The sequence below is a fragment of the Streptococcus oralis genome (genome assembly GCF_023110435.1).
In the GTDB taxonomy this organism is placed as follows: Bacteria; Bacillota; Bacilli; order Lactobacillales; family Streptococcaceae; genus Streptococcus; species Streptococcus oralis_CF.
The window spans coordinates 42,073-58,310 of the sequence record NZ_JALDWB010000006.1 but is presented as its reverse complement, the minus strand read 5'-3'; the positions used below and the strand labels follow the sequence as shown (position 1 = coordinate 58,310).

Sequence of the window (16,238 nt, the reverse complement as noted above, 5' to 3'; positions counted from 1 at the left end):
ATGCTAAAGTTTGTATAAATACCATGGAGGTGAAAAGTATCTTGAATGATTCTAGAGAAGAAATCAGAGAATGAAAAGTTCCGTAGTCAAAGTATTCTAAATGAAGAGTTACAAGCGACCTATGTCAGCATGGTGGAGGAGAATTTTCCCGATTCTAAATGAACCAATTTTATAGCTGATTTAGGTAGGAGACGAGGAATAACTAAAAGCTTTATATCTAAATAAATAATTGATATAATAATAGTTAAAGAATTATTAGAGGGAGAGATAAATTAATGGAAAAAGAATATCAATTTCGAGCACTTACTTCAAATAAAGATGTTGAAATAAAGCCAGTAACACTAGAAGCACTTCAGTTTGCGATTGACAAAAATTCGGAAGTAACCAACGTAGCTATTACTGGGAATTATGGAGCGGGGAAAAGTAGTGTTGTTGAGAGCTTTGAGAGGAAATATACTGATAAAACATTCCTCCATATATCTTTAGGGCAGTATGATGAAACAATAGGTAGTGAAAAAAATGGGCTAAATAATCGTCAAATTAATACCATAGAAGGAAAGATAATCAATCAATTACTTCATCAAATTAATCCTAATCAAATAAGAAAATCAATTTTTAAAACTCTTGATGCAGAATCGCAGATTAAACCTTTTAATATTTCGGTCTATGTAGGTTTAGTATTATTATTATCCTTATACTTACTAAATATTTCTTCATGGAATGGATTGATTCAGGATTTTTCTTGGTTATCTTGGACTACGAAACCTATTATTTCCCTTCTTATACTAGTAATTTTATTTGTTTTAATTGTATATGGATTTTATTTTTTACTGAAGCTACAAAAAGATTTTGGTTTTATCAAAAAACTATCCTTAAAAGCAGAAAAAATTGAAACTGATATCGAAATTTTTTCAAATGATAATTCTAAAGTATCCTATTTTGATCGATACTTAGACGATGTCCTTTATCTATTCAAGCAATCAGGAGCAGATGTTATAGTATTTGAAGATATTGAACGTTTTAATGATTCTAGAATTTTTGAAAAATTGAAGGAATTAAATATAGTTATCAATAGAAATCGAAAGGCAAATAACAAACGTAAACTAGTATTTTTCTATCTTGTAAAGGATGATTTGTTTGAATCACAAGAAAGAACTAAGTTTTTTGATTTTATTATCCCTGTAGTTCCTGTAGTAACTGCTTCTAATTCCCATGACATATTAAAAAAATTGCTAACAGAAATGTGGGAATACGATAGTTTAGATAAAACTTTTTTATTTAATATTTCTTTGTATCTCGATGATATGAGATTAATTAATAATATTTGTAATGAGTATCTTACTTATAAAGACACATTAAATACTTTAAAGCTAGATTATGAAAAACTATTTGCAATGGTAGTCTATAAAAATATTTTCCCTAAAGATTTTTCACTCTTACAAAGAAATCAAGGATATTTATATGAATTGTTGAACTCAAAAGAAACAGCATTAAAAAATCTTAGAGAGGAGTTAAATAATAAGAAGAATGCTTTGGAGAGAAAGATAGAGAATGCTGAGGAAGAACATTTAAACGATGAAGTTGAATTATATGGAACTGTCTTAAAAATACCATCTGGAAGAAAAATAATTAAAGTAAATGGAAAATTTGAAAAAGATTTTTCAACACGTTATGATTACATAAAAGAGTTAATTGCAGGAGATAGTGAAATTTATTCCTTTGATAGTTATCATGATGCAGAGTATAATCAATATAAGCGAAATGAGGATATTGATTCTTTATTTCCTAGTAGGAATACTCCAGAATTTCAAGAGCGTTTAAAGAATACTAAAAATAAAAAAATAATAGAAAAATTAAAAGAAGAGATTAAGAAAATAAACGATGAGCTTGGGAAACTAGATAGTTATAGATTATCAGATGTTTACCAATATGCTACAGATATTGATGATTTTAAAAGTGACTTTGCAAAAGAAATAAGAAAGAATCCTCAATTCTCAATAATTTCTTTCCTAATTAGAAATGCTTATATTGATGAGAGCTATCAAGATTATTTGAATCATTTCTATGAAAATACTATAACGGTAGAAGAAAAAGAATATTTAAGAAATGTAATTTCTGGCAGACAGAATAAACATAATATTTCTCTAAAAAATTTTGATGAAATCTTTAATTATTTAGAATTAAAAAATTATAAAAGTAGTAATGTGTTAAATTATGATTTATTTAGATTTCTGTTATATTCAAATGAACATAATGAGAAGTTGAAATTAATCTTTTACCAAGATAATATTTTGGAATTTTTACTGGACTTTTATAACGAATTATTTAGATTAAATGTTGAAAATAAATCGTTTTTCTCAGAGCGTGATATAAGGGTATTTTTGAGAAAATGGCTACATCATAACTCGGATCTCTTCAACGAATATATTAACCAAGAACATAGCGATTTTATTTACGTTGATAAAAGAAAATTGATATTATCTTTAATGAATTTAGTTGATTTGAGTGATTGTACAAAAGAAACAAAAGGACAGATTTCTAAATATCTAGAGATGACACAAGAGGTTTTTCTTAATATTTTTCATGATAATTATTGTGATTTTGAAAAGTTTAATTTCAATTTATCGGCTATAAATTTTAAAATTAAGGAATTTCATTATGTGAGTTCAGGATATGAGGAAAATGTGCTGAATTATATTTATAAGAACGGCTTATACGATATTTGCAAATCTAATGTACTCTTTTTCATGGAACAGTATTCTGATATGAGTACAAAAATATATGATGTAAAACATAAAAATTATGAAATCATGGCTAGTCAAAACGGATTAAAACCTTTACTAGATTATTGTCAATCTTCTGATGAAGAATTCCTAAAGTATATTTTAATGTATGTTACTTTATCAGAGGGAGAGATGCGTGATAAACCTGAGTATATTGAACAGTTTCTAAATAACGATGTTGTATTTAATCATCAAGTACCTCAGGAAAAGTTAGAAAATGATGAATCTGAAAAGCTAGGTAATGATGAAAATATCAAGAAAGTTACATTAGCAGAAGAGATTATCTCTAGTATTCCAGATTTTTATATCACTTATACTCGAGAAAAATTCAATAAGCTAAATATTGAAAATCAGAAAGAGTTAGTAAAAAGTTTTGTTCAGACTAAAAAAGCAGAAGTGAATACTGAAATTGTTTTAGACTATTTTATTCAAAATAATGAAGTTGATAATTTTTTGATTGATTTTATTAATCTGAATCCTAATTTTGAGTTAGATAAAGAAATTTACTCAAAATTGAATAAAGACTTACAAGATAATTTTAATGAAAATATTATTAGTTCTTCAACGTTAAATGATAATATTCGAAAAAGAATACTTAGTCAGCTTGGACTCTATTTTAAAAGAATTGATAATACTGATATTGATGACAAAGATTTATTGAATTTAATAGTTAATAATCGTATTGAATTCAATAAAGAAAATCTTGAGTTTATTCGTAAAAGACAGTTGGTACACCTAGAAGAATTTATATTTATAAATATAGAAGATTATTTAAATGCTACTAATGTTGTTCGAAATGATAAGGAAATGAGAGGAGCGTTAAATAAACCTGACATAGATGAAAAATATGTAGTTGAATTATTAGTATTGCTTTTAGATGATAAATTTGATGAGTATGACTTTGACAATTTAATAAATCAAAATAGCTATGATTCGTTAGATGTGACGCTCCAAAATAAAATACAAAAAATAGTTAAAAAATATATAAGACAATTTATAGCATTAGATGAAAATGAAATTAGCGTTCCATTGTATAAATCTATCCTAAATGCGAATGATGTTTTACTTGAACATAAGAAAGAACTTTTTGAAAAATTAATTTCTGATTCGGGAAGTCAAATAGAAGTAGATAAGCTTACTTTGCTAGGTGCTTATTTAGAATTATTGGAACTATCTGATATAATGAAATTTTTGAAGGAAGAAATTGCCAAAGATATCTATGATGAATGGAAAGTTGCCTTTGACAAATTAAATCAAAATGAAGGTAATGGTGGAAATGGTAATCAGGAAGCGAAAGTATCGTATTCTGAATTTAACGAAAAACTTCTTGACTACTTAAAGAAAAGGAAGTTGATTTCTAATAAATCAAAACATGAAAATTCTGTATTAAAGCTCTATGGATTTAGAAAGAAGCAGATTGAATATAGTGATGAAGCAGAAGAAAAGCAATAGTTATCACATTCAAATGACTGAACACAAAAGTGGGCAGTCTTTTTTGATTTCTCTAGAAGTTTCTGAAATATGATATAATAGAAGAATGGCAAACAAGAATACTACAAAAACAAGACGGAGACCGTCTAAAGCAGAACTCGAAAGAAAACAGGCTATCCAGAGGATGCTGATTTCCTTAGGAATTGCCTTATTATTGGTCATTGCAGCCCTCAAACTTGGTGCGGCGGGTATTACTCTTTATAATCTCATTCGACTGGTGGTCGGAAGTTTGGCCTACGTGGCTATAGGTGCCCTCCTCATCTATCTTTTTCTTTTTAAATGGATACGCAAGAAAGAGGGACTTCTGTCAGGATTTCTCTGTATCTTCGCTGGCTTGCTCTTGATTTTTGAGGCCTACTTGGTATGGAAATATGGCTTGGAGCAGTCAGTTTTAAAAGGAACCTTGGCTCAAGTTATGACGGACCTGACTGGTATGCGTGTGACGAGCTTTGCTGGTGGAGGCCTGCTTGGTGTTGGACTTTATATCCCCATTGCCTTTCTTTTCTCAAATATCGGATCATACTTTATTGGAGTTCTTTTGATTCTAGTTGGGGCACTCTTGGTTAGTCCTTGGTCTATTTATGATGTCGCAGCCTTTATTGGAGCTCAGTTCAGATCCTTCATGGAAAAACAGGAACAGAGAAAACAAGAACGCTTCATTAAGAGAGAAGAAGAGAAGGCTCGTCAAGAAGCTGAAGAAGCAGCAAGAATTCAGAGAGAACAAGAAGAACAGGATGCGCTGCCGCTTCCTCCCGTAGATCCTGAAACTGGAGAAATCTTATCTGAAGTAGCAGACTACGATCTCCCACCAATTCCTGAGGAAGAATGGATTGAACCAGAGATTATCCTTCCTCAAGCTGACTTAGAAGTTTCAGATGTGGAAGAAGACTTTGAGGATGAAGAGGTGCAGGTTGATTTTTCTGCTAAGGAAGCCCTCGAATACAAGCTACCAAGCTTGCAACTCTTTGCGCCAGATAAACCCAAAGATCAGTCCAAGGAAAAGAAGATTGTTCGAGAAAATATCAAAATCCTAGAAGAAACATTTGCCAGCTTTGGTATTAAGGTAACAGTTGAACGGGCTGAAATTGGACCATCAGTGACCAAGTATGAAGTCAAACCAGCAGTTGGTGTACGGGTTAACCGCATTTCCAATCTGGCTGACGACTTAGCGTTAGCTCTAGCAGCCAAGGATGTTCGGATTGAGGCTCCAATACCTGGTAAATCCTTAGTCGGAATTGAGGTTCCTAACTCTGAAATTGCGACCGTTTCCTTCCGTGAACTCTGGGAACAGTCTCAGACTAAACCAGAAAATCTCCTCGAAATTCCTCTAGGTAAGGCTGTCAATGGAACTGCTCGTACCTTTGACCTTTCCAAAATGCCCCACTTACTTGTTGCAGGTTCAACGGGATCAGGGAAGTCAGTCGCAGTTAATGGCATTATCGCTAGCATTCTCATGAAGGCAAGACCCGACCAGGTCAAGTTTATGATGGTCGATCCTAAGATGGTTGAGTTGTCTGTTTACAATGATATTCCCCATCTCTTGATTCCAGTTGTGACCAATCCACGCAAGGCCAGCAAGGCTCTCCAAAAGGTGGTGGATGAGATGGAAAACCGGTATGAACTCTTTGCTAAGGTTGGTGTGCGAAATATCGCTGGTTACAATGCCAAGGTCGAAGAATTTAATAGCCAATCTGAGTACAAACAAGTACCCCTGCCTTTGATTGTTGTCATTGTGGACGAGTTGGCAGACCTCATGATGGTGGCTAGCAAGGAAGTGGAAGATGCCATCATTCGTCTCGGACAGAAGGCGCGTGCTGCAGGGATTCACATGATTCTCGCAACGCAGCGGCCATCGGTTGATGTTATCTCTGGTCTTATCAAGGCTAATGTCCCCTCTCGTGTGGCTTTTGCAGTTTCATCAGGTACAGATTCACGAACCATCTTGGATGAAAATGGAGCTGAAAAATTGCTTGGTCGAGGAGACATGCTCTTTAAACCAATTGATGAAAATCATCCAGTCCGTCTGCAAGGATCCTTCATCTCAGATGATGATGTTGAACGCATCGTAAACTTCATCAAGGCTCAGGCGGATGCGGACTACGATGAAAGCTTTGACCCAGGAGATGTTCCTGAAAATGAAGGAGATTTCTCAGACGGTGAAGCTGGTGGCGATCCGCTTTTTGAAGAAGCTAAGGCTTTGGTTATCGAAACCCAGAAAGCTAGCGCTTCGATGATTCAGCGTCGTTTGTCGGTTGGATTTAACCGTGCGACCCGCCTTATGGAAGAACTTGAGATGGCAGGTGTCATCGGTCCAGCTGAGGGAACCAAACCACGAAAAGTATTGCAACAATAAAAAATAGCTTCTTTCCAAATTTGGAAAGAAGTTATTTTTGTGATTACTGATTCGTTTTAGTTTCAGAGCTCGTCGTATTTGACTGTGTTCCGTTATCACTTGTTTCTTTATTTGTAGCAGGTGTAGAAGAGTCCTGAGTTGTTGTTTTCTGTTCTTCTTTTTTCTCCTCTTTTTTATTGGATTGAGAAGTTTCTTCTTGTGGGCTATTTTCTTTAGTAGAAGTGTTGTCCTTGTTAGGTGTAGTATTTTCCTGAGGGGATTCCTTTTGAATTTCCTTGACAACAGTTGTTTGGGTTGTCGTTGGTTCTTTTTTGTTGTTTTTGTTATTATCCATGGCGTTCATGATGGTGATAGTAGCGGTGATTAGGCCAAGGATACTACCGATGGTAGCAATCGTTTTTTGAAAGACAGTGAATCCCTTTTTGATGTGTTCTGTTTTTGGTTTTGAAGTTCTACGATAGTTAGACATGATACTCTCCTTTGATTATGATTTATTATACCTCATTTCTTTAAAAAAATCTTAAAAAAAGAGAAACTTCCCTTTCTTGTCGCAGGTCTCTTTTCGTGATACAATAGAGGGAGTGATTTTAGAAAGCGTGAGAAAATATGATCTACTTTGATAATTCGGCGACAACTAAGCCTTATCCTGAAGCTCTAGAGACCTATATGCAGGTCGCTTCAAAAATTGTAGGAAATCCATCCAGTCTCCATCGTTTGGGAGACCAGGCAACACGAATTTTAGATGCTTCCCGGCAGCAAATTGCAGATTTGATTGGTAAGAAAAGTGACGAAATCTTCTTTACCTCTGGTGGAACAGAAGGAGATAACTGGATCATCAAGGGTGTAGCCTTTGAAAAATCCCAGTTTGGCAAGCACATCATTGTATCAGCTATTGAGCATCCAGCAGTCAAGGAGTCAGCACTCTGGCTGAAAAGTCAAGGTTTTGAGGTGGATATTGCCCCAGTTGATGAGAAAGGATTTGTAGATGTCAAGGCTCTAGCAAGTTTGATACGACCTGATACGACCCTCGTTTCCATCATGGCAGTTAACAATGAAATCGGCTCTACCCAGCCTATTGAGGCTATTTCAGAACTTTTAGCTGATAAACCAACCATTTCCTTCCACGTGGATGCGGTTCAGGCGCTTGCCAAGATTCCGACTGAAAAGTATCTGACAGAACGAGTGGATTTTGCGACCTTTTCAAGTCATAAGTTTCATGGTGTCAGAGGTGTTGGCTTTATCTATATCAAGTCAGGCAAGAAAATCACGCCTCTTTTAACAGGTGGTGGTCAGGAGCGTGATTATCGTTCGACAACTGAAAATGTGGCAGGGATTGCAGCGACTGCCAAGGCTCTCCGATTGGCTATGGAAAAGTTAGATATCTTTACTAGCAAGACTAGGCAGATGAAGGATGTTATTCGCCGAGCCCTTTTGGACTATCCAGATATTTTTGTCTTTTCAGATGAGGAAGACTTTGCCCCTCATATCCTGACTTTTGGGATTAAAGGCGTTCGTGGAGAAGTCATCGTCCACGCTTTTGAAGACTATGATATTTTCATTTCCACAACCTCTGCTTGTTCATCCAAGGCTGGGAAACCTGCGGGTACCTTGATTGCCATGGGAGTGGACAAAGATAAGGCCCAGTCAGCTGTGCGTTTAAGCCTAGACCTTGAAAATGACATGAGTCAGGTCGAGCAGTTCTTGACCAAGCTAAAATTAATTTACAATCAAACTAGAAAAGTAAGATAGGAGCATTCATGCAGTATTCAGAAATTATGATTCGCTACGGAGAGCTTTCAACCAAGGGAAAAAACCGGATGCGTTTCATCAATAAACTTCGTAATAATATTTCAGACGTTTTGTCCATCTATCCCCAAGTTAAGGTAACCGCTGATCGCGACCGTGCCCACGTTTACCTCAATGGAGCTGACTACACAGTAGTGGCAGAATCTCTCAAACAAGTCTTCGGAATTCAAAATTTTTCTCCAGTATATAAGGTTGAAAAGTCAGTTGTAAGGCTCAAAGCTGCCGTGCAAGAGATTATGCAGGACATCTACAAGGAAGGCATGACCTTTAAGATTTCTAGTAAGCGTAGCGACCATAGCTTTGAATTGGACAGTCGTGAACTTAACCAAACCCTTGGTGGTGCTGTTTTCGACGTAATTCCTACTATTCAAGCCCAGATGAAAAATCCTGATATCACTCTTCAGGTGGAGATTCGTGAGGAAGCTGCTTATCTTTCCTATGAAACCATTCGTGGAGCAGGTGGTTTGCCAGTGGGTACTTCTGGTAAGGGCATGCTCATGTTGTCAGGAGGTATTGATTCACCCGTGGCAGGTTATCTAGCTCTTAAGCGTGGGGTAGATATCGAGGCGGTTCACTTTGCTAGCCCACCATACACTAGCCCTGGCGCTCTCAAAAAAGCCCAAGATTTGACCCGTAAATTGACCAAGTTTGGTGGTAATATCCAGTTTATCGAAGTGCCTTTCACTGAGATTCAAGAAGAAATCAAGGCAAAGGCGCCAGAAGCCTACCTCATGACTTTGACACGTCGCTTTATGATGCGGATTACTGACCGTATCCGTGAGGTGAGAAAGGGTCTGGTCATCATCAACGGGGAGAGTCTAGGTCAAGTAGCGAGCCAGACCTTGGAAAGTATGCAGGCTATCAACGCTGTGACCAACACTCCCATCATTCGTCCCGTGGTTACGATGGACAAGTTGGAAATCATTGACATCGCGCAGGAAATCGATACCTTTGAAATTTCTATCCAGCCTTTTGAGGACTGCTGTACTATTTTTGCGCCTGATCGTCCTAAGACCAATCCTAAGATAGAGAATGCAGAGCAGTATGAAAAACGCATGGATGTTGAAGGCTTGGTTGAGCTAGCAGTGGCTGGTATCATGATCACTGAGATTACACCTCAGGCTGAAAAAGATGCTGTCGATGAGTTAATTGACAATCTCCTCTAATCAGAAAATCCAGAAGAATTCAGAATATTAAGTGAGAAAAGTTAGTTATTTATCCTTAAAATGGACAATTACTGACTTTTTTTCTATTTTTATGGTATAATGAGATAAAATTTTGAATATAGAGAGTTTTCTGACAATGAATCATTCCTACTTTTACTTAAAAATGAAAGAACACAAACTCAAGGTTCCTTATACAGGAAAGGAGCGTCGTGTGCGTGTGCTTCTGCCTAAGGACTACGAGAAGGACACCGACCGTTTTTACCCAGTTGTTTACTTTCATGATGGGCAAAATGTCTTTTACAGCAAGGAGTCCTATATCGGACACTCTTGGAAGATTATTCCAGCCATTAAGCGGAATCCTGATATCAGTCGCATGATTGTCGTTGCCATAGATAATGATGGTATGGGGAGGATGAATGAGTATGCGGCTTGGAAGTTTCAAGAATCTCCTATTCCAGGTCAGCAGTTTGGCGGTAAGGGTGTGGAATATGCTGAGTTTGTCATGGAGGTGGTCAAGCCTTTTATCGATGAAACCTATCGTACCAAAGCTGACCGCCAGCATACGGCCATGATTGGTTCGTCTCTAGGAGGCAATATTACCCAGTTTATCGGACTGGAATACCAAGACCGAATTGGTTGCCTAGGTGTCTTTTCATCTGCTAACTGGCTCCACCAAGAAGCCTTTAACCGCTACATCGAGCGTAAGAAATTGTCGCCTGATCAGCGCATTTTCATTTATGTAGGAACAGAAGAAGCAGACGATACGGACAAGACCTTGATGGCTGGCAATATCAAGCAAGCCTATATCGACTCGTCGCTTCGCTATTACCATGATTTGATTGCAGGTGGAGTAGGCTTGGATAATCTTGTCTTGAAAGTTCAGTCTGGTGCCATCCATAGTGAGATTCCATGGTCGGAAAATTTACCAGACTGTCTCCGATTTTTTGCAGAGAAATGGTAAGTTAAGAAAGGAGAAAGCCAATGCATATTGAAAACCTTAGCCACTGGAGTGGTAATCTTAATCGTGAAATGTACCTCAACCGTTATGGACATGCTGGGATTCCAGTTGTTGTTTTTGCTTCATCTGGTGGCAGTCACAATGAATACTATGATTTTGGCATGATTGATGCCTGTGCTTCCTTTATCGAGGAAGGGCGTGTCCAGTTCTTCACTCTATCCAGTGTTGACAGTGAGAGCTGGCTGGCTACTTGGAAAAATAGTCATGATCAAGCAGAGATGCATCGTGCCTACGAACGCTACGTGATTGAGGAGGGCATTCCTTTTATCAAGCATAAGACAGGTTGGTTTGGCGGTATGATGACGACTGGTTGCTCCATGGGGGCCTATCATGCACTCAATTTCTTCCTCCAGCATCCAGATGTCTTTACCAAGGTGATTGCTCTCAGCGGCGTTTACGACGCACGTTTCTTCGTTGGAGATTACTACAATGACGATGCCATTTACCAAAACTCGCCAGTAGATTATATCTGGAATCAGAATGACGGCTGGTTTATCGATCGTTACCGTCAGGCGGAGATTGTCGTTTGTACGGGCCTCGGTGCCTGGGAACAAGATGGTCTACCATCTTTCTACAAGCTTAAAGAAGCCTTTGACCAGAAACAAATTCCAGCCTGGTTTGCTGAATGGGGACACGATGTCGCCCACGACTGGGAATGGTGGCGTAAACAAATGCCCTATTTTCTTGGACACCTGTATCTATAAAAGGAGTTGCCTATGAATTACCTTGTTATTTCTCCCTACTATCCGCAAAACTTTCAACAGTTTACAATCGAGTTAGCTAATAAAGGCATCACAGTCTTGGGAATTGGTCAAGAACCTTACGAGCAACTGGATGAGCCTTTGCGCAATAGTCTGACCGAGTATTTTCGTGTAGAAAATCTTGAGAACATAGACGAAGTCAAGCGTGCAGTTGCCTTTCTTTTCTACAAGCATGGTCCTATCGACCGCATTGAGTCCCACAATGAATACTGGCTTGAGCTGGACGCAACACTCAGAGAACAATTCAATGTCTTTGGTGCCAAACCTGAAGATCTTAAAAAAACCAAGTTTAAGTCTGAGATGAAGAAACTCTTCCAGAAGGCAGGCGTACCTGTTGTACCTGGGGCTGTCATCCAGACGGAAGCAGATGTGGATAAAGCAGTGAAAGAAATCGGTCTACCAATGATTGCCAAGCCTGATAACGGAGTGGGAGCGGCAGCAACCTTTAAGCTTGAAACAGAAGAAGATGTAAATCACTTCAAGGCTGAATGGGACCATTCAACCGTTTATTTCTTTGAGAAATTTGTCACTTCTAGCGAAATCTGTACCTTTGACGGGCTTGTGGATAAGGATGGCAACATCGTCTTTTCAACGACTTTCGATTATGCCCATACACCACTGGATCTCATGATTTATAAGATGGATAATTCCTACTATGTGCTCAAGAATATGGATCCCAAACTGCGCCAGTATGGCGAGGCCATTGTCAAGGAATTTGGTATGAAAGAACGCTTTTTCCATATCGAGTTCTTCCGTGATGGTGACGACTACATTGCCATTGAGTACAATAACCGTCCTGCAGGTGGTTTTACCATTGATGTTTATAACTTCGCTCACTCCTTGGATCTCTATCGTGGTTATGCAGCTATCGTCGCAGGAGAAGAGTTCCCAGCGTCAGAGTTTGAACCTCAATACTGTCTAGCTACATCACGTCGTGCAAATGCAAACTATGTCTATTCAGAAGAAGACCTTCTTGTCAAATACAGCCAGCAATTCAAGGTCAAAAAAATCATGCCAGAAGCCTTTGCAGAGCTACAAGGGGATTACCTTTATATGCTGACCACTCCGAGTCGCCAAGAGATGGAGCAGATGATTGCAGACTTTGGTCAGCGTCAAGAGTAATGAAAAGGATGAAGGGAGTTTGACTTCTTTTGTCCTTTTCTTAAAAATAAGTTAAATAAAGCGTTTTCCAGAGATTCTTTTAGAAAATCGGTTGCGAAAAGGCCTAAAAATTGATAGAATAAGGATTGTCTAAAAAAATTAAGGAGAATCTATCAAATGGATTTTACATGGGCTATTAAATATGCCACTGAATTTTTGGGAACTGCTATTTTGATCATTCTTGGAAATGGTGCAGTTGCCAACGTTGAACTTAAAGGTACGAAAGGTCACCAAAGTGGCTGGCTCGTTATCGCTGTTGGTTATGGTATGGGGGTTATGATTCCAGCCTTGATGTTTGGTAACGTATCTGGTAACCACATCAACCCAGCTTTCACTCTTGGACTTGCTGTTAGTGGACTTTTCTCTTGGGATCAAGTACCATTTTACATTCTAGCACAAGTTTTGGGGGCAATTTTTGGTCAAGCTTTGGTTGTAGCGACTCACCGTCCATACTACTTGAAAACAGAAAACCCAAACAATATCTTGGGTACTTTCTCAACGATTTCAAGCATCGACCACGGTACAAAAGAATCACGTTTTGCAGCAACGGTTAATGGTTTCCTAAATGAGTTTGTAGGTTCATTTGTTCTTTTCTTTGCAGCGCTTGGTTTGACTAAAAACTTCTTCGGTGCTGAGGTTCTTCAATACATGAAACAAATGGCTACTCAAGCTGGTCAAACTGTTGACTTAGGTGAATTGGCAGTAAAAGCTCAAGTAGCACCACACACAGCTGCTGGACTTTCAGTTGCTCACTTGGCACTTGGTTTCCTAGTGATGGCCTTGGTAACTTCACTTGGTGGACCTACTGGACCTGGTTTGAACCCGGCTCGTGACTTTGGACCACGTCTTCTTCACGAACTCCTTCCAAAATCAGTTCTTGGTCAACACAAGGGTGATTCAAAATGGTGGTATGCATGGGTTCCAGTTGTAGCACCAATCGCAGCTGGTATTGCAGCAGTAGCAGTCTTTAAACTACTTTACCTATAAGAAATGAAACTGGGATTCCCCAGTTTTTTTACTGGAAATTTTTGTAAAAAATTCTAGAATTTAAGTAGAATAGCTTGTAAAAAATCCTAAAATCCTTTAAAATAAAAGAGTTGGAGGAAGCTATGAATGCAAATCAAATGATACAAATTATTCCGACTTTGAAGGTCAATAACCGAAAATTAAATGAAAAATTTTACATTGAAACTCTTGGGATGAAGCCCTTATTAGAAGAATCTGCCTTCCTTTCACTTGGTGACCAAACAGGTGTTGAAAAGTTGATTCTCGAAGAGGCTCCCAGTATGCGAACTCGGAGAGTTGAGGGGCTTAAGAAGTTAGCTAGACTCTTGGTAAAAGTTGAGAATCCTTCAGAAATAGAGGCTCTTCTTTCACAGATGAAGTCTCTTCCTCGCCTATTTAAAGGAAGCCGTGGTTATGCCTTTGAGATTGTTTCTCCTGAACAGGATGTGATTCTTGTTCATGCGGAAAATGATATAAGAGATTTGGTTCCACTGGAAACTGTTCCTGAATTTTCTTCAAATAAAAGTATAAAATACTTGAGTCAATTTGAAATTTCTATGGAGTTGCGTCTGCCTGAGGGGACGGAGAGTATACTCGATCCTGAAAAAGTGGGGACAGTTATCACCTTTACGGAAGGGCAAGGTCCAGATTTAGCTGTTGAAAACAACGTCACTTGGGACTTGTCTATGCTGAAATTTTTAGTAAAGAATTTTGATTTAACCAGCCTTCGTCAGAAATTTGAAGGCACAGACTATTTTATTCCAAAGTCTGAAAAATTCTTCCTTGGTAAAGATACCAATAATATCGAATTGTGGTTTGAAGAAGCATGAAGTGGGAAAAAATTCTAAGAAAAATAGAAGAACAAATCGAGGCAGGGGTCTATCCCGGGGCCTCTTTTGCGTATTTTAAGGATGGTGAATGGAGAGAATCCTACCTAGGCTTGAGTAATCCTGAGAAAGGTTTGAAAACAGAGTCAGGGCTAGTCTATGACCTAGCCAGTGTGAGTAAGGTTGTGGGAGTAGGGACAATTCTTACCTTCTTGTGGCAGCAGGGCAAATTAGATATTGACCGACCAGTGACGGATTTTTTACCTGAGTGTGATTACCCAGATATTACTATACGGCAACTTCTGACCCATGCTACAGACTTAGATCCCTTTATTCCCAATCGGGACCAGTTAAGTGCTGAGGAGTTAAGAGAAGCCATGTTTCACCTCAACAGACGAAGTCAGACAGCCTTCCTATACTCGGATGTTCACTTTTTACTCTTGGGCTTTCTTTTGGAAAAAATCTTTGAACAAGACTTGGATCAGATTATAGAAGAACAAGTTTTGAACCCATGGGGAATGACGGAAACCAAGTTTGGCCCCGTTGAGCGAGCTGTACCAACAGTGAGAGGAGTGGAGGTCGGAAAGATCCACGATCCCAAAGCTCGTCTTTTAGGAAAACATGCTGGAAGTGCTGGTTTATTTTCAACTGTTAAGGATTTGCAAATCTTTCTGGAACATTACTTGAAAGATGATTTTGCTGAAAACTTGAGCCGAAATTACTCTCCCTTAGATGATAAAGAGCGTTCGCTAGCTTGGAATCTGGAGGGAACCTGGCTCGACCATACGGGCTATACAGGTACCTTCATCATGTGGAATCGAGAGATACAGGAAGCCGCTATCTTTTTATCCAATCGAACGTATGAGAAGGATGAGCGTGCCCAGTGGATAATCGATCGAAACCAAGTCATGGATATGATTCGTAGGGAAGAGTAGGGAGAAAGCATGTCAAAAACCGTAAAAGGAACGCTATTCACAGTAGTGGCAGGAATTGCTTGGGGCTTGTCTGGAACCAGTGGTCAATACCTCATGGCACATGGGATTTCCGCTCTAGTCTTGACCAATCTGCGACTTATCATTGCAGGATTAGCTCTGGTGTTTTTAACCTATGCGACTGCAAAGGATAAACTCTTTGCTTTTTTAAAAGACAGAAAAAGCCTTTTATCTCTGCTGTTGTTTGCCTTGTTTGGACTTTTCTTAAACCAGTTTGCCTATCTTTCTGCCATTCAGGAAACCAATGCTGGAACGGCTACGGTTCTCCAGTATGTATGTCCTGTTGGGATCTTGGTTTATACTTGTATCAAGGACAGGGTGGCACCAACTCTGGCTGAGATTATTTCGATTGGATTGGCGATAGGAGGAACTTTTCTTATTGCGACGCACGGGAAACTCGACCAGTTGTCTGTCACCCCTGTTGGTCTTTTCTGGGGGCTCTTTTCTGCCTTGACCTATGCCCTCTATATCATCCTTCCTATCGCTTTGATTAAGAAGTGGGGAAGTATTTTGGTGATTGGTGTGGGCATGGTTATTTCTGGAGTGGTGGCTATTCCCTTCACAGGGGTTTTGCAGGCCAGTATACCGACCAGCTTGGATTTTCTTTTTGCATTTGCTGGCATTATCATCATTGGCACGGTCTTTGCCTATACAGCTTTCCTAAAGGGAGCTAGTATGATAGGCCCTGTTAAGTCCAGTTTATTGGTTTCCATAGAGCCCATCTCTGCTGTTTTCTTTGCCTTTCTGATTATGAAAGAGCAATTCTACGCGATTGATTTTGTCGGTATGGCTATGATTTTACTTGCGGTAGCCATCATTTCTTTGAAAGATTTGTTGATAGAAAATAAACGGAAGGTTGAATGAGAAACTAGTTA

12 protein-coding genes are annotated in these 16,238 nt (G+C 38.5%); 11 read left to right on the top strand and 1 reads right to left on the bottom strand.

Annotation, left to right across the window (positions count from 1 at the left end; genetic code table 11):
• Positions 1–275: 275 nt before the first annotated feature.
• Entirely contained in the window at positions 276–4,235 is a 3,960-nt protein-coding gene (locus M1F97_RS07815; RefSeq protein ID WP_125847146.1) for a hypothetical protein, read from the top strand.
• Positions 4,236–4,320: 85 nt separating this feature from the next.
• The gene (locus tag M1F97_RS07810; RefSeq protein WP_282185510.1) at positions 4,321–6,627 is read left to right on the top strand and encodes a DNA translocase FtsK; all 2,307 of its coding nucleotides are present in this window, start codon (positions 4,321–4,323) and stop codon (positions 6,625–6,627) included.
• Positions 6,628–6,670: 43 nt separating this feature from the next.
• Here M1F97_RS07810 and M1F97_RS07805 read toward each other — a convergent pair whose 3' ends face one another.
• Positions 6,671–7,096 carry a DUF6556 family protein gene (locus tag M1F97_RS07805; RefSeq protein WP_070535450.1) on the bottom strand — a complete coding sequence of 142 codons (426 nt, stop codon included), beginning with the start codon at positions 7,094–7,096 and terminating at the stop codon, positions 6,671–6,673.
• A 137-nt stretch (positions 7,097–7,233) separates the two neighbouring features.
• Here M1F97_RS07805 and M1F97_RS07800 point away from each other — a divergent pair, with 137 nt between their 5' ends.
• The 9 genes from M1F97_RS07800 (at position 7,234) to M1F97_RS07760 (ending at position 16,227) form a co-directional block, all read left to right on the top strand.
• Complete coding sequence (locus M1F97_RS07800; protein ID WP_247944736.1) at positions 7,234–8,376, top strand: cysteine desulfurase family protein; 1,143 nt, start codon at positions 7,234–7,236, stop codon at positions 8,374–8,376.
• Between the two features lie 8 nt (positions 8,377–8,384).
• Positions 8,385–9,599 (top strand): tRNA uracil 4-sulfurtransferase ThiI, encoded by a 1,215-nt coding sequence (gene thiI, locus M1F97_RS07795; RefSeq protein WP_247944735.1) that lies wholly within the window; start codon positions 8,385–8,387, stop codon positions 9,597–9,599.
• Positions 9,600–9,735: 136 nt separating this feature from the next.
• The gene (locus M1F97_RS07790; RefSeq protein ID WP_084947634.1) at positions 9,736–10,560 is read left to right on the top strand and encodes an alpha/beta hydrolase; all 825 of its coding nucleotides are present in this window, start codon (positions 9,736–9,738) and stop codon (positions 10,558–10,560) included.
• A gap of 20 nt (positions 10,561–10,580) precedes the next feature.
• Positions 10,581–11,321, top strand: coding sequence for an esterase family protein (locus M1F97_RS07785; protein WP_247944734.1), 741 nt, complete (start codon positions 10,581–10,583; stop codon positions 11,319–11,321).
• Between the two features lie 12 nt (positions 11,322–11,333).
• Complete coding sequence (locus M1F97_RS07780) at positions 11,334–12,500, top strand: ATP-grasp domain-containing protein (protein WP_247944733.1); 1,167 nt, start codon at positions 11,334–11,336, stop codon at positions 12,498–12,500.
• Positions 12,501–12,656: 156 nt separating this feature from the next.
• Positions 12,657–13,526, top strand: coding sequence for an aquaglyceroporin Gla (gla, locus tag M1F97_RS07775; RefSeq protein ID WP_169446680.1), 870 nt, complete (start codon positions 12,657–12,659; stop codon positions 13,524–13,526).
• 122 nt (positions 13,527–13,648) lie between these two features.
• Complete coding sequence (locus tag M1F97_RS07770) at positions 13,649–14,374, top strand: CppA family protein (protein ID WP_247944732.1); 726 nt, start codon at positions 13,649–13,651, stop codon at positions 14,372–14,374.
• Positions 14,371–15,306, top strand: a complete 936-nt coding sequence (locus M1F97_RS07765) for a serine hydrolase domain-containing protein (protein WP_247944731.1) — start codon at positions 14,371–14,373, stop codon at positions 15,304–15,306. The genes M1F97_RS07770 and M1F97_RS07765 overlap by 4 nt, the downstream gene beginning before the upstream one ends.
• A gap of 9 nt (positions 15,307–15,315) precedes the next feature.
• A complete protein-coding gene (locus M1F97_RS07760; RefSeq protein WP_247944730.1) occupies positions 15,316–16,227 on the top strand; it encodes a DMT family transporter in 912 nt (303 codons plus the stop codon).
• Positions 16,228–16,238 lie beyond the last annotated feature (11 nt).

Excerpts from the sequence above, each read along its gene's own strand:
- M1F97_RS07815 (WP_125847146.1), top strand. The coding sequence starts at position 276 with ATGGAAAAAGAATATCAATTTCGAGCACTTACTTCAAATAAAGATGTT.
- M1F97_RS07810 (WP_282185510.1), top strand. The coding sequence starts at position 4,321 with ATGGCAAACAAGAATACTACAAAAACAAGACGGAGACCGTCTAAAGCA.
- M1F97_RS07805 (WP_070535450.1), bottom strand. The coding sequence starts at position 7,096 with ATGTCTAACTATCGTAGAACTTCAAAACCAAAAACAGAACACATCAAA.
- M1F97_RS07800 (WP_247944736.1), top strand. The coding sequence starts at position 7,234 with ATGATCTACTTTGATAATTCGGCGACAACTAAGCCTTATCCTGAAGCT.
- thiI (WP_247944735.1), top strand. The coding sequence starts at position 8,385 with ATGCAGTATTCAGAAATTATGATTCGCTACGGAGAGCTTTCAACCAAG.
- M1F97_RS07790 (WP_084947634.1), top strand. The coding sequence starts at position 9,736 with ATGAATCATTCCTACTTTTACTTAAAAATGAAAGAACACAAACTCAAG.
- M1F97_RS07785 (WP_247944734.1), top strand. The coding sequence starts at position 10,581 with ATGCATATTGAAAACCTTAGCCACTGGAGTGGTAATCTTAATCGTGAA.
- M1F97_RS07780 (WP_247944733.1), top strand. The coding sequence starts at position 11,334 with ATGAATTACCTTGTTATTTCTCCCTACTATCCGCAAAACTTTCAACAG.
- gla (WP_169446680.1), top strand. The coding sequence starts at position 12,657 with ATGGATTTTACATGGGCTATTAAATATGCCACTGAATTTTTGGGAACT.
- M1F97_RS07770 (WP_247944732.1), top strand. The coding sequence starts at position 13,649 with ATGAATGCAAATCAAATGATACAAATTATTCCGACTTTGAAGGTCAAT.
- M1F97_RS07765 (WP_247944731.1), top strand. The coding sequence starts at position 14,371 with ATGAAGTGGGAAAAAATTCTAAGAAAAATAGAAGAACAAATCGAGGCA.
- M1F97_RS07760 (WP_247944730.1), top strand. The coding sequence starts at position 15,316 with ATGTCAAAAACCGTAAAAGGAACGCTATTCACAGTAGTGGCAGGAATT.